General features: G+C 70.7%; 12 protein-coding genes. 10 read left to right on the top strand and 2 right to left on the bottom strand.

Features of this window, described 5'->3' with window-relative positions; all coding sequences use genetic code 11:
• Window positions 1-4 precede the first annotated feature (4 nt).
• Window positions 5-757, bottom strand: a complete 753-nt coding sequence (locus ACH4FH_RS21495) for a DUF2470 domain-containing protein (protein WP_398557627.1) — start codon at window positions 755-757, stop codon at window positions 5-7.
• A 182-nt stretch (window positions 758-939) separates the two neighbouring features.
• On the opposite strand from ACH4FH_RS21495, the gene rpsD reads away from it, so the two are divergent.
• Window positions 940-1,551 carry a 30S ribosomal protein S4 gene (rpsD, locus tag ACH4FH_RS21490; protein ID WP_398557474.1) on the top strand — a complete coding sequence of 204 codons (612 nt, stop codon included), beginning with the start codon at window positions 940-942 and terminating at the stop codon, window positions 1,549-1,551.
• A 30-nt stretch (window positions 1,552-1,581) separates the two neighbouring features.
• Here rpsD and ACH4FH_RS21485 read toward each other — a convergent pair whose 3' ends face one another.
• On the bottom strand, window positions 1,582-3,771 hold the full coding sequence (locus ACH4FH_RS21485; RefSeq protein ID WP_398557473.1) for an ATP-binding protein: 2,190 nt from the start codon (window positions 3,769-3,771) through the stop codon (window positions 1,582-1,584).
• A gap of 181 nt (window positions 3,772-3,952) precedes the next feature.
• On the opposite strand from ACH4FH_RS21485, the gene ACH4FH_RS21480 reads away from it, so the two are divergent.
• From ACH4FH_RS21480 to aroB, 9 genes are all read left to right on the top strand, one after another.
• Complete coding sequence (locus ACH4FH_RS21480; protein WP_398557472.1) at window positions 3,953-4,384, top strand: DUF948 domain-containing protein; 432 nt, start codon at window positions 3,953-3,955, stop codon at window positions 4,382-4,384.
• Window positions 4,385-4,392: 8 nt separating this feature from the next.
• A complete protein-coding gene (locus ACH4FH_RS21475; RefSeq protein ID WP_393894214.1) occupies window positions 4,393-4,740 on the top strand; it encodes a DUF6167 family protein in 348 nt (115 codons plus the stop codon).
• Window positions 4,740-7,409 carry an alanine--tRNA ligase gene (gene alaS, locus ACH4FH_RS21470; RefSeq protein WP_398557471.1) on the top strand — a complete coding sequence of 890 codons (2,670 nt, stop codon included), beginning with the start codon at window positions 4,740-4,742 and terminating at the stop codon, window positions 7,407-7,409. The genes ACH4FH_RS21475 and alaS overlap by 1 nt, the downstream gene beginning before the upstream one ends.
• Window positions 7,410-7,423: 14 nt before the next feature.
• Complete coding sequence (gene ruvX / locus ACH4FH_RS21465; RefSeq protein WP_398557470.1) at window positions 7,424-7,888, top strand: Holliday junction resolvase RuvX; 465 nt, start codon at window positions 7,424-7,426, stop codon at window positions 7,886-7,888.
• Window positions 7,889-8,016: 128 nt separating this feature from the next.
• Entirely contained in the window at window positions 8,017-9,627 is a 1,611-nt protein-coding gene (gene mltG, locus ACH4FH_RS21460; protein WP_398557469.1) for an endolytic transglycosylase MltG, read from the top strand.
• Window positions 9,624-10,451, top strand: coding sequence for a shikimate dehydrogenase (locus ACH4FH_RS21455; RefSeq protein ID WP_398557468.1), 828 nt, complete (start codon window positions 9,624-9,626; stop codon window positions 10,449-10,451). Before mltG ends, ACH4FH_RS21455 begins: the two co-directional genes overlap by 4 nt.
• A gap of 140 nt (window positions 10,452-10,591) precedes the next feature.
• Window positions 10,592-11,776 carry a chorismate synthase gene (gene aroC / locus ACH4FH_RS21450; protein WP_398557467.1) on the top strand — a complete coding sequence of 395 codons (1,185 nt, stop codon included), beginning with the start codon at window positions 10,592-10,594 and terminating at the stop codon, window positions 11,774-11,776.
• Entirely contained in the window at window positions 11,773-12,330 is a 558-nt protein-coding gene (locus tag ACH4FH_RS21445) for a shikimate kinase (RefSeq protein ID WP_398557466.1), read from the top strand. Before aroC ends, ACH4FH_RS21445 begins: the two co-directional genes overlap by 4 nt.
• On the top strand, window positions 12,327-13,418 hold the full coding sequence (gene aroB, locus ACH4FH_RS21440) for a 3-dehydroquinate synthase (protein WP_398557465.1): 1,092 nt from the start codon (window positions 12,327-12,329) through the stop codon (window positions 13,416-13,418). Before ACH4FH_RS21445 ends, aroB begins: the two co-directional genes overlap by 4 nt.
• The last annotated feature ends 3 nt before the right edge of the window (window positions 13,419-13,421 follow it).

Here is a 13,421-nt window from a genome sequence, read left to right as displayed (position 1 = left end):
CGGGTCATTCCGCGGCGGCCTCGAAGAGCGTGTGCATCGCGCGGCGGAGTTCCGCGACATCCCGGACCGGCTCCGGAAAGTCGAACCGGGCATCGAAGGACCGGTGGTCGGTGTCGGTGAAGCGCACGCGCAGCCCGAACCGGTCCAGCGCCACCGGGACGGCCCGGTCCCGTACTCCGCAGAGCTGCGACCTGTCGCCCAGCAGTGCGCACAGCCCCCGCACCTGGTCGTCGTGCGCCGCGTGCAGATGCTGCAGCAGCTCCGCCTCGTGGGCCACCAGCGGGTCGGGAACCGCGGCGGCGAACTCGTCCGGCTCGACGGACTCGGCGCCCCACAGATCGTCCACCGCGCCCTCGCCGACCTCCAGGCGGAGCATCATCCAGGCGCTCCGTGCCGGCAGCCCGGGCGCAGGCTGGGGCGCAAGCGCCTCCCCGATGCCGAGCAGCTCGCCGACGGGATGCCGCTCGGCGAGGAGCATCGCCGCCTCGGCGCGCTGCTCGTTGCGTACGGGCGTCAGCCAGCCCGCCACCCACGCCCGTCCACGGATGCGATGCGGCACCGAAACCGGCGCGACATCCGTGATCTCCATCACTGCGGTAAGGTCGTCGTCCTGCGCGTACGCAGCCGCCCGTGCCGCCGCACAGTCGCCAGGGACCAGCAATAGCAGGTCTCCGTCGGGTGTCACGGTGCGGCAGACCGGAGCCGAAAGACCACTCTCATCGAGGTCCTCGACTCCAGGGATGCTCAAAGACGCCATACCATTGGACTCGACGAGGGTTCGTACGCGCTCGGCGGCAGTGGGCTGCTGGGCGTCTTCCACGGGACGCGGCTGACCCGCCTCGGTGCTTTGGGCACTGGGCAGGGGGATCCCAGGTCGAAACATGCGTTCTCCTCGCGGTAAGGTAAGCCTCACCTAACTTACACGGAGGTCCGTTCCACGTGAACCAGTCGCGTCCCAAGGTCAAGAAGTCGCGCGCTCTCGGCATCGCCCTGACGCCGAAGGCCGTCAAGTACTTCGAGGCCCGTCCCTACCCGCCCGGCGAGCACGGCCGTGGCCGCAAGCAGAACAGTGACTACAAGGTCCGTCTGCTCGAGAAGCAGCGTCTGCGTGCTCAGTACGACATCAGCGAGCGCCAGATGGCGCGTGCCTACGACCGCGCTCGGAAGGTCGACCTCAAGACAGGCGAAGCGCTGATCATCGAGCTTGAGCGCCGTCTGGACGCGCTCGTCCTGCGGTCGGGTATCGCCCGCACGATTTACCAGGCCCGCCAGATGGTGGTCCACGGCCACATCGCGGTCAACGACCGCAAGGTCGACAAGCCGTCCTTCCGCGTCCGCCCCGGCGACGTCGTGATGGTCCGCGAGCGCAGCCGCGAGAAGCACCCCTTCCAGGTCGCCCGCGAGGGTGGCTACGACACCGACGGTGAGACCCCGCGCTACCTCGAGGTCAACCTGCCGGCTCTGGCGTTCCGTCTCGACCGGGACCCGAACCGCAAGGAGATCCCGGTGATCTGCGACGAGCAGCTCGTCGTCGAGTACTACGCCCGATAAATCAGGCGTAGTCGCTCCGGCGAACGGCACTCAGCCCGCCGTCTCCCCACCGCTCGCGGAGGGGGAGGCGGCGGGTTCGTTCGTGACAGGAGCCGTGATGCGCACCGGGCGGCGCTGCCCCGGCACGCCTCGGGAGCGGCCCAGGATCCTGGCCACCGTCGCATCGAGGTCGAGCCGGCCGCCCACGTCCAGGCAGTCCGCGTAGCGCTCCGCGCCCAGCCGGGCCCGCGCCTGCTCCTCGCACAGTGCGTGCGGCTGGTTGTAGTAGCGCGAGCCGAACAGGGGCAGCCCCACCGACGGCCAGATCCGGCCCGCGGCGCCCTGCAGCACCGCGGCCTCCTCCGCATCCCCCTCGCCGAGCGTCACCAGCGCCAGCAGCTCGATCGCCAGCACGGACCCCAGCAGGTCGTGGAAGGTGTGATCGATGGTCAGGCACTCCTCCAGCAGCGCCCGCGCCCGTCCGCCCTCCCCACGGGTCCACGCCGCGTAGGCCAGGACGAACTGCGCGTACGCCAGCGTCCAGCGCTCGCCGTGGTCGTCGCACACCTGCTGGACGTCCTCGCACAGCCGTACCGCGCCCTCCAGCTCGCCCTGGAAGGCCACCGCCATCGCCAGCTCGACCTGCCCCATCAGCACATTGCTGTTGAGTTCACCAATCTCCCGGTAGCGACCTAGCGCGTCGCGCAGCAGCGTCTCGGCGCGCGGCATGTCGTCGCAGACCAGCGCCAGGCAGCCGGTGCGGTGCAGTGCGTACGCGGCCGCCGTGGCGTTGCCGGTGCGCTCGGCCTCCTCCCGGCACTCCTGGAGCGCCCCCATCGCGCCCACCGTGTCTCCTTGGAGGACCGCGACGTAACCGAGCACCCACAACGCCTTCAGCCGTGCCTCGTCGTGGCAGCTGTCCAGCTCCAGAGCCCGCTCCAGCCAGTGCCGGCCCTCCGAGAGGCGGCCGCAGCCCACCCAGTAGAACCACAGGGTGCCCGCGAGGTACTGGCCGAGGTGCGCGTCGAGTTCGCTCTCCAGGCTCTGCTCCAGGGCCACCCGCAGATTGGGCAGCTCCGCCTCGATCCGGGCGGCGATCTGGGTCTGCCGGGGGCTGAACCAGTCCAGTTCGCACCAGGTGGCGAGCCCCAGGTACCAGTCGCGGTGCCGGCGCCGCATCCGGTCGGCGTCGGCCGTCGCCTCCAGCCAGCCCGCGCCGTACGCCCGTACGGTGTCCAGCATCCGGTAGCGCACCCCGGCCGGGGCCTCCTCGCGCACCAGCACCGACTGGGCTACCAACTCGCCGAGAACGTCGAGGAGTTCCTCGGCCGGCAGCTCCGGGCCTGAGCAGATGTACTCGGCCGCCTCCAGGTCGAACTGCCCGGCGAAGACGGAGAGCCGCGCCCACAGCAGCCGCTCCTCGGCCGTGCACAGCTCATGGCTCCAGCCGATCGCCGTCCGCAGCGCCTGGTGGCGTGGCGGTCCGCCGCGGGTGGTGCCGGTCAGCAGCCGGAACCGGTCGTCGAGGCGGTGCCGCACCTGGTCCACGGAGAGGGCGCCCAACCGCCCCGCGGCCAGTTCGAGCGCGAGCGGAATGCGGTCGAGACGGCGGCAGAGTTCTTTGACGGCGGCCTCGTTGGACGGACTGACGGCGAAGCCGGCCACGACGCAGGCGGCGCGGTCCGCGAAGAGGCCGACCGCGTCGGCGCCGCTCATCGGCCGGACGGGCAGGTTCTCTTCACCCGCGACACCCAGCGGGCGCCGGCCCGCGGCGAGCACCCGCAGGTGCGGTGCGCGGCGCAGGAGGGCGGCGATCAGCTCTGCGCACCCGTCCACCAGGTGCTCGTATCCGTCGACGACGAGCAGCAGTTCGCGGTCCGCGAGATGGTCGAGCAGTGCGGTACGCGGTGGCCGTCCGGAGTGGTCGGCCACCGCCAGCGCCTCCACGAAGGCGTGCTCCAGCACCCCGGGGTCGCGTACCGCGGACAGCTCGACCAGCCACGCCCCGTCGCAGAAGCGATCCTGCAAGATCGCGGCCCCGTGGGTGGCGAGCCGCGTCTTGCCGATACCGCCGAGGCCGGTCAGGGTCACGAGCCGGGCGGCATCCAGCCGCTGCGTCAGTACGGCCAGTTCGTCGTCCCGGCCGACGAAGCGATTGAGTTCCGCGGGCAGATTTCCCGGTGTCCGCGCAAGGGCCGGAGCGGGGTGGGAAGAGCGTTCGGGGCGCGTGAAGCGTCGCATGGGACACGGAGCGTACTCGGAGGTGTGCGGACCGTACAATCACTCCTTCCGATTCCACTCCGGGGCGCGGGGAACGGGGTGCGGACGGACAGTCACGGCGCGATAAGGTCAAGGTTGCCGTTCGAGCGGGACAGTCGAGCGGGCCGAGCCCAGACCAAACCAGTCGGAGAGTGGTGCCAACGTGTCCGGTGGAGAGGTGGCCGGGATCCTCGTGGCCGTCTTCTGGGCGATCCTCGTGTCGTTCCTCGCCCTTGTGCTGGTGAGGCTCGCGCAGACGCTCAAGGCGACCACCAAGATGGTGGCCGAGGTATCCGACCAGGCCGTCCCACTCCTCGCCGACGCGTCCGCGACCGTCCGCTCCGCGCACAGCCAGCTCGCCCGGGTCGACGCCATCGCCGCCGACGTCCAAGAAGTCACCGCCAACGCCTCCGCGCTCTCCTCGACCGTCTCCTCCGCCTTCGGCGGACCGCTGGTCAAGGTCGCCGCGTTCGGCTACGGCGTACGCCGCGCGATCGGCAAGAAGGGCGAACCCGAGCCGAAGCGCACCGTCGTCGGCCGTACCCTGCCCGGCGCCCGCCGCGGCGGGCGCCGCAACCGTCGCTCCAAGGACTGATCACAGCGATGTTCCGCCGCGCATTCTGGTTCACCACCGGCGCCGCCGCCGGCGTCTGGGCCACCAACAAGGTCCACCGCAAGCTGCGCAAGCTGCAGCCCGACAGCCTCGCGGCGCAGGCCGCGGACAAGGCCGTCGAGACCGGCCACCGGCTGCGCCAATTTGCATTGGACGTACGCACGGGAATGGCGGACCGTGAAGAACAGCTGCACGACGCCCTCGGTCTCGGTGAGACGGGTGAGGCGCGCGAGCTGCCCGGACCGCGCTCGCGCGCGGTGCTCGAAACGCAGTACCGAACCACGAGAACAACCGGACCGACCGGGCTCACCGGACCGACTGGAAATGAGGACCACTGATGGAGTCGGCTGAAATCCGCCGCCGCTGGCTGCGCTTCTTCGAGGAGCGCGGGCACACCGTCGTGCCGTCGGCGTCGCTCATCGCGGACGACCCGACGCTGCTGCTCGTGAACGCGGGCATGGTCCCCTTCAAGCCCTACTTCCTCGGTGAGGCCAAGCCGCCCGGCCCGCGGGCCACCAGTGTCCAGAAGTGCGTGCGCACCCCGGACATCGAAGAGGTCGGCAAGACCACCCGGCACGGCACGTTCTTCCAGATGTGCGGCAACTTCTCCTTCGGTGAGTACTTCAAGGAAGGCGCCATCAAGTACGCCTGGGAGCTGCTGACCGGCTCGCAGGCCGACGGCGGCTACGGCCTGGACCCGGAGAAGCTCTGGATCACCGTCTACCTGGAGGACGACGAGGCCGAGCGCATCTGGCACGAGGTCATCGGGGTGCCCAAGGAGCGCATCCAGCGCCTGGGCAAGTCGGAGAACTACTGGTCCATGGGCGTCCCCGGCCCCTGCGGCCCGTGCTCCGAGATCAACTACGACCGCGGCCCGGACTTCGGCGTCGAGGGCGGCCCGGCCGTCAACGACGAGCGGTATGTGGAGATCTGGAACCTGGTCTTCATGCAGTACGAGCGCGGCGCCGGCACCGGCAAGGAGGACTTCGAGATCCTCGGTGAGCTGCCGCAGAAGAACATCGACACCGGCCTCGGCCTCGAGCGCCTGGCGATGATCCTCCAGGACGTCCCGAACATGTACGAGACGGACACCCTGCGCGTCGTCATCGACAAGGCCACCGAGCTGACCGGCGTCGGCTACGGCACCGCCCACGACAGTGACGTCTCGCTGCGCGTCGTCGCCGACCACATCCGCACGTCCACGATGCTCATCGGTGACGGCGTGACCCCCGGCAACGAGGGTCGCGGTTACGTCCTGCGCCGCATCATGCGCCGCGCCATCCGCAACATGCGCCTGCTCGGCGCCGGCGGCCTGGTCGTCGGCGAGCTGCTGGACGTCGTCATCCAGACGATGGGCCGGCAGTACCCGGAGCTGCTGGAGGACCGCCGCCGCATCGAGACGGTCGCCCTCGCCGAGGAGGCCGCCTTCGTCAAGACGCTGAAGGCCGGCACCAACATCCTCGACACCGCCGTCACCGAGACCAAGTCCTCCGGCGGCACGGTCCTGGCCGGCGACAAGGCGTTCCTGCTCCACGACACCTGGGGCTTCCCGATCGACCTCACCCTCGAAATGGCCGCCGAGCAGGGCCTTTCGGTGGACGAGAACGGCTTCCGCCGCCTGATGAAGGAGCAGCGGGAGCGCGCCAAGGCCGACGCCCAGGCCAAGAAGAGCGGCCACGCCGACCTGTCCGCCTACCGCGAGGTCGCCGACAAGTCCGGCGCCACGGAGTTCACCGGCTACAACGCCACCGAGGGTGAATCCACCATCGTCGGCCTCCTGGTCAACGGCGCCCCGGCGCCCGCCGCCCACGAGGGCGACGAGGTCGAGGTCGTCCTGGACCGCACCCCCTTCTACGCCGAGGGCGGCGGCCAGCTCGCCGACACCGGCCGGATCAAGCTGGACTCCGGCGCCGTCGTCGAGATCCGCGACGTCCAGCAGCCGGTGCCCGGGGTCACGGTCCACAAGGGCGTCGTCCAGGTCGGTGAGGTGGTGCTCGGCTCGGCCGCGTACGCCGCTATCGACATCACCCGCCGGCGCGCCATCGCCCGCGCCCACAGCGCCACCCACCTCACCCACCAGGCGCTGCGCGACGCCCTCGGGCCGACGGCCGCCCAGGCCGGTTCGGAGAACTCCCCGGGCCGCTTCCGCTTCGACTTCGGCTCGCCGGCCGCGGTGCCCGGCGGGGTCCTCACGGACGTCGAGCAGAAGATCAACGAGGTGCTCTCCCGCGAGCTCGATGTGCATGCCGAGGTCATGAGCATGCAGGACGCCAAGAAGCAGGGCGCCATCGCCGAGTTCGGCGAGAAGTACGGCGACCGCGTCCGCGTGGTCACCATCGGCGACTTCTCCAAGGAACTGTGCGGCGGCACACACGTCCACAACACCGCCCAGCTGGGTCTGGTGAAGCTGCTCGGCGAGTCCTCCATCGGCTCCGGCGTCCGCCGGGTCGAGGCGCTGGTGGGCGTGGACGCCTACAAGTTCCTGGCCCGTGAGCACACCGTCGTCTCGCAGCTCACCGAGCTGGTCAAGGGCCGCCCCGACGAGCTGCCCGAGAAGATCTCCGGTGTCCTCGCCAAGCTGAAGGACGCCGAGAAGGAGATCGAGAAGTTCCGCGCCGAGAAGGTGCTGCAGGCCGCCGCCGGGCTGGCCGAGGGCGCCAAGGACGTCCGGGGCGTGGCGCTGGCCGCCGGCCAGGTGCCCGACGGCACCTCCGCCGACGACCTGCGCAAGCTGGTGCTCGACGTGCGGGGCCGGATCCCCGGTGACCGTGCCGCTGTCGTGGCCCTCTTCACGGTCGCGAACGGCCGCCCGGTGACGGTCATCGCCACCAACGAGGCCGCCCGCGAGCGCGGCATCAAGGCCGGCGAGCTGGTCCGTACGGCCGCCAAGACGCTCGGCGGAGGCGGCGGCGGCAAGCCGGACGTCGCCCAGGGCGGCGGGCAGAACGCCGCCGCGGTGCCGGAGGCCATCGAGGCCGTCGAGCGCCTCGTCGCCGAGGCGGCCTGATCCACGTGAGTTCCATGCGACGTGGCAGACGCATCGCCGTGGATGTCGGGGACGCCCGCATCGGGGTCGCCTCGTGCGACCCCGACGGGGTCCTCGCCACCCCCGTCGAGACGGTGCCGGGGCGTGACGTCCCGGCAGCTCACCGCCGTCTCAAGGCGATCGTCGACGAGTACGAGCCGCTCGAAGTCGTGGTCGGCCTGCCCCGCTCCCTCAACGGGGGAGAGGGGCCGGCCGCGGCCAAGGTGCGCGCGTTCGCCCAGGAGATGGCCAAGCACATCGCCCCCGTAGGGGTCCGGCTGGTGGACGAGCGCATGTCGACGGTCACCGCGACCCAGGGCCTGCGGGCCTCAGGGGTCAGGAGCAAGAAGGGCCGCTCGGTGGTCGATCAGGCCGCCGCCGTGGTCATCCTGCAGAGCGCGCTGGAGACCGAACGCACCTCGGGGCAGCCTCCGGGCGAGAGCGTCGAAGTGGTCATCTGATCGCGGTACGGTAACGTTCCGCGCGATGCGGCGGCCGTTCGAACAGCCGCGCGTGCAAGAAGAGGCGGATCGTTACAGCAGGCGCGCTGCCCGTCAGGAGCGCACCGCCTCTCGGCTCTAGGGGATCGATGACCGAGTATGGCCGGGGCTACGGCTCCGAACCGTGGCATCCAGAGGACCCGCTCTACGGAGAGCAGGGGTCCTACGGAAGCCAGGCGCAGCAGCCTCAGTGGGGCGGGCAGCAGCCCGACCCCTATCCCCAACAGCAGTACAACGGGGGCTGGGACGGTTCGCAGACCGGTCAGGTGCCGTACGACCCGTACGACCCCTACGGTCAGCAGCCACCCGTCGATCCGTACAGCGGGGCGAGCCCCGACTACTACGGCACCCAGGACGCGTACCCGCCGCCGCAGCCCCAGCATCTGCGTCAGCAGGCGCCCCCGCAGCATCAGCAGTTCCAGCAGCACCAGCAGCCCGAACCGCACTACGCCGACCCCGCCGGTGACGACTGGCGCGCCGAACCGGAGCCGCGTGAGCGCGAACCGGAGCCGGAGCACTCGTTCTTCGCGGGCGACGCCGACGAGGACGACGACCGTCCGGCCGGTCGCCGCGAGGAGCGCCGGGCCACCCGCGAGCGCCGCGGCAAGAAGAACAAACGCCGCAGCGGCATGGCTTGCCTGGTCATCGCGGGCGTTTTCGCCGCCGCCGCCGGAACTGTCGGCTATTTCGGCTACGACTTCTTCATGAGCCACTTCGGCTCCGCCCCGGACTTCGAGGGTGAGGGCTCCGGCGCCGTGCAGGTGGACATCCCGGACGGTTCGTACGTCTCCGACATGGGTCTGATCCTCAAGCGCGAAGGCGTGATCAAGAGCGCCGACGCGTTCAACGAGGCGGCCGGCGAGAACAAAAAGGCGAACAGTCTGCAGGGCGGCGCGTACTCCCTGCGCAAGGGGATGTCGGCAGCCGCGGCCATCGAGCTGATGCTGGACCCCAAGAGCCGTAACGGCCTCACGATCCGTGAGGGGCTGCGCTCGGGATCGGTCTACGAACTCATCGACAAAAAGCTCAAGCTCAAGACCGGCACCACGAAGAATGTCGCCAAGAGCCAGGTCAAGAATCTGGGGCTGCCCGCGTGGGCCTCCGACTCCTCCAAGATCAAGGATCCGCTGGAGGGATTCCTCTACCCCTCGACCTACAGCGTGGGTGAGGACACGAAGCCGGCCGCGGTCCTGAAGCAGATGGTCGCGCGGGCCAATCAGGTCTACGAGAAGTACGACCTGGAGTCGAATGCGCGAAAGCTCAAGCTCGACTCGCCGATGCAGCTGCTCACGGTCGCCAGCCTCACGCAGGCCGAGGGTAAGTACAAGCACGACTTCGTGAAGGTCGCGACCGTCGTCTATAACCGTCTGAAGCCGGACAACACGGAGACCTACGGTCTGCTCGACTTCGATTCGACGGTCAATTACGCACGGTCCCAAAGCACGCTGGATACCGGGTCCGTCGACGATCTGCGGAATTTCAACGACCCGTACAACACCTATAAGTTCAAGGGACTGCCGCCCGGCCCGATCGGAAACCCGGGCGAGGAGGCGCTGAAGTCGGCCATCAACCCGGCCCGCGGCAACTGGTACTACTTCGTCTCGATCAATCCGGAAAAGACACTGTTCGCCGAGACGAACGAAGAGCACGAGCGCAACCGCCGTCTCTATGAACAGGAACGCGAGAAGGCCAGCGAATGAGCGCCCCACGCAGAGCCGCGGTCCTCGGATCGCCCATCGCTCACTCCCTCTCCCCGGTGTTGCACCGCGCCGCCTATGACGAACTCGGGCTGACCGACTGGGAGTACGGCCGGCACGAGGTCGACGAGGCGGGGCTGCCCGCCTTCATGGAGCGGCTGGACGCAGGCTGGGCGGGTCTCTCGCTGACCATGCCGCTCAAGCGCGCCGTGATCCCGCTGCTCGACGAGATCAGCGACACCGCGGCCTCCGTGGAGGCGGTGAACACCGTCGTACGGACCGCCGAGGGCCGTACCGTCGGCGACAACACCGACATCCCGGGCATGATCGCCGCGCTGGGCGAGCGCGGCGTGGAGCGGGTCGAACGGGCGGCGATCCTGGGAGCGGGAGCCACCGCCTCCTCGGCGCTCGCCGCGCTCTCGCGGATCTGCACCGGCGAGGTGACCGCGTACGTCCGCAGCGAGGCGCGCGCGGCGGAGATGCGGGGCTGGGGCGAGCGGCTGGGGGTCGCGGTGCGCACCGCACCGTGGGAGGACGCCGCGGAGGCGTTCCGGGAGCCGCTGGTCATCGCCACCACCCCGGCCGGCAGCACCGACGCGCTCGCCGCCGACGTCCCGCATGTCCCGGGCACCCTCTTCGACGTCCTGTACGAGCCCTGGCCGACGACGCTGGCGACCGCGTGGGCCGCGCACGGCGGCGCGGTGGTCGGCGGACTCGACCTCCTGGTGCACCAGGCGGTGCTTCAGGTGGAGCTGATGACCGGGCGGACTCCGGCGCCGCTGGCCGCGATGCGCAAGGCCGGCGAGGCCGCGCTCGCGGCGCGCTGACCCGTCGGCCGGCCGCCCCGTCCGGCGCTTCCTCCCGTCCGTGCGAGGTCCGCACCCTGGACTGCACGCCGCCCACCGCGTGCGACGTGGGAGGATCAGGGGGAGACCGTACGCGCATGAGCAGTACATGAGGAGCACCGTTGAGCAGGTTGCGCTGGCTGACGGCGGGGGAGTCGCACGGCCCCGCACTGGTGGCGACGCTGGAGGGCCTTCCGGCCGGCGTCCCGATCACCACGGAGTTGGTGGCGGACGCGTTGGCCAGGCGCAGGCTGGGCTATGGCCGCGGTGCCCGGATGAAGTTCGAGCAGGACGAGATCACGTTCCTGGGCGGGGTCCGGCACGGCCTGTCGCTGGGCTCGCCGGTCGCCGTCATGGTCGGCAACACCGAGTGGCCCAAGTGGGAACAGGTCATGGCGGCCGACCCGGTCGACGCGGAGGAGCTGGCCGCGCTGGCGCGTAACGCGCCGCTGACCCGCCCCCGTCCCGGCCACGCCGACCTCGCCGGTATGCAGAAGTACGGCTTCGACGAGGCGCGTCCGATCCTGGAGCGCGCCTCCGCCCGTGAGACCGCGGCGCGGGTGGCGCTGGGCGCCGTCGCCCGCTCCTTCCTCAAGGAGACCGCCGGCATCGAGATCGTCTCGCATGTGGTGGAGCTGGCCGCGGCGAAGGCGCCGTACGGCGTCGTCCCCGAGCCCTCCGACGTCGAGAAGCTGGACGCCGACCCGGTGCGCTGCCTGGACGCGGACGCGAGCAAGGCGATGGTCGCGGAGATCGACCAGGCCCACAAGGACGGCGACACCCTGGGCGGCGTCGTCGAGGTGCTGGCCTACGGCGTGCCCGTTGGCCTGGGCTCGCACGTCCACTGGGATCGCCGGTTGGACGCCCGGCTGGCCGCCGCCCTCATGGGCATCCAGGCCATCAAGGGCGTCGAGGTCGGTGACGGCTTCGACCTGGCGCGGGTGCCGGGCTCGAAGGCGCACGACGAGATCGTGTCGACAAACGACGGCATCAAGCGCACCTCCGGCCGCTCCGGTGGCACCGAGGGCGGGCTGACGACGGGTGAACTGCTGCGGGTGCGTGCGGCGATGAAGCCGATCGCGACCGTGCCGCGAGCGCTGGCCACCATCGACGTGAGCACCGGCGAGGCGACCAAGGCGCACCACCAGCGGTCGGATGTCTGCGCGGTGCCGGCCGCCGGGATCGTGGCCGAGGCGATGGTCGCGCTGGTGCTGGCCGACGCGGTGGTGGAGAAGTTCGGCGGCGACAGCGTGCCGGAGACCCGCCGCAACGTCCGCAGCTTCCTCGACAACCTGGCGATCAAGTGACGACCCCGGTCGCCGTACTGATCGGCCCGCCCGGCGCGGGTAAGTCCACGGTGGGCGCGCTGCTGGCCGAGCGGCTCGGCGTCGCCTACCGGGACACCGACGCCGATATCGTCGCCGCGGAAGGCCGGCCGATCCCGGAGATCTTCATCGACGAGGGCGAGCCGCACTTCCGCGACCTGGAGCGGGAAGCCGTACGCGCCGCCCTGGAGAGCCACACCGGCGTGCTCGCGCTCGGCGGCGGCGCGATCCTCGACGCGGACACCCGCAAGTTGCTGGCAGGCCTCCCGGTCGTCTTCCTGGACGTCCAACTCGCCGACGCCATCAAGCGGGTCGGCCTGGACGCGCCGCGCCCGCTGCTCGCCGTCAACCCGCGCAAACGGTGGCGCGAGCTCATGGAGCACCGCCGCCCGCTGTACACCGAGGTCTCGCGCGCCGTGATCGCCACCGGGGACCGCACCCCCGAGGCGGTCGTCGACGCGATCATGGACGCTTTGGAGCCAGGGCAGGCCACGGGAGACGCCCGGCGGGCCGCCGACAGGGAGGAACAGGCATGACGGAGCAGGCCACCCGTATCCAGGTGGGCGGTACCGCCGGTACCGACCCCTACGAGGTGCTCGTCGGGCGGCAGCTGCTCGGTGAACTGCCGAGCCTGATCGGGGACAGCGCCCAGCGGGTCGCGGTGCTGCACCCGGAGGCGCTGGCCGCCACGGGCGAGGCGCTGCGCGAGGACCTCGCCTCCCAGGGCTACGAGGCGATCGCCATCCAGTTGCCGAACGCCGAGGAGTCCAAGACCGTCGAGGTCGCGGCGTACTGCTGGAAGGCGCTGGGGCAGACCGGTTTCACCCGCAGTGATGTGATCGTCGGCGTGGGTGGCGGCGCCACCACCGACCTGGCGGGCTTCGTGGCCGCCACCTGGCTGCGCGGGGTGCGCTGGATCGCCGTCCCCACCACGGTCCTGGGCATGGTCGACGCGGCGGTCGGCGGCAAGACCGGCATCAACACCGCCGAGGGCAAGAACCTCGTCGGCGCCTTCCACCCGCCGGCCGGTGTGCTCTGCGACCTGGCCGCCCTCGACTCGCTGCCGGTGCACGACTACGTCTCCGGCCTGGCCGAGGTCATCAAGGCCGGCTTCATCGCCGACCCGGCGATCCTGGACCTGATCGAGTCGGACCCCGAGGCCGCCAAGCGTCCGGACGGCGTGCACACCGCCGAGCTGATCGAGCGGGCGATCCGGGTCAAGGCCGAGGTGGTCTCCGCGGACCTCAAGGAGTCCGGTCTGCGCGAGATCCTCAACTACGGCCACACGCTGGCGCACGCCATCGAGAAGAACGAGCGCTACAACTGGCGGCACGGCGCGGCCGTCTCCGTCGGCATGGTCTTCGCCGCCGAACTCGGCCGGATCGCCGGCCGCCTCGACGACGCCACCGCCGACCGGCACCGCACCGTCCTGGAATCCGTCGGTCTGCCGCTGACCTACCGCGGCGACCAGTGGCCCAAGCTGCTGGAGACCATGAAGGTCGACAAGAAGACCCGCGGTGACCGGCTGCGCTTCATCGTGCTGGACGGCCTCGCCAAGCCGACCGTGCTGGAGGGCCCGGACCCGGCGATGCTGCTGGCCGCACACGCCGAGATCGCCGCGTGAGCC

The sequence above is a fragment of the Streptomyces sp. NPDC017993 genome (assembly GCF_044328065.1).
Lineage (GTDB): Bacteria > Actinomycetota > Actinomycetes > Streptomycetales > Streptomycetaceae > Streptomyces.
The sequence above is the reverse complement of the archived record's forward strand: the minus strand, read 5'-3'. Positions and strand labels throughout refer to the sequence as shown.

Bases quoted from the DNA above. Each gene is read 5' to 3' on its own strand.
- ACH4FH_RS21485 (WP_398557473.1), bottom strand. From the start codon at position 3,771: ATGCGACGCTTCACGCGCCCCGAACGCTCTTCCCACCCCGCTCCGGCC.
- aroB (WP_398557465.1), top strand. From the start codon at position 12,327: ATGACGGAGCAGGCCACCCGTATCCAGGTGGGCGGTACCGCCGGTACC.
- ACH4FH_RS21455 (WP_398557468.1), top strand. From the start codon at position 9,624: ATGAGCGCCCCACGCAGAGCCGCGGTCCTCGGATCGCCCATCGCTCAC.
- ruvX (WP_398557470.1), top strand. From the start codon at position 7,424: ATGCGACGTGGCAGACGCATCGCCGTGGATGTCGGGGACGCCCGCATC.
- mltG (WP_398557469.1), top strand. From the start codon at position 8,017: ATGACCGAGTATGGCCGGGGCTACGGCTCCGAACCGTGGCATCCAGAG.
- ACH4FH_RS21475 (WP_393894214.1), top strand. From the start codon at position 4,393: ATGTTCCGCCGCGCATTCTGGTTCACCACCGGCGCCGCCGCCGGCGTC.
- alaS (WP_398557471.1), top strand. From the start codon at position 4,740: ATGGAGTCGGCTGAAATCCGCCGCCGCTGGCTGCGCTTCTTCGAGGAG.
- ACH4FH_RS21495 (WP_398557627.1), bottom strand. From the start codon at position 757: ATGGCGTCTTTGAGCATCCCTGGAGTCGAGGACCTCGATGAGAGTGGT.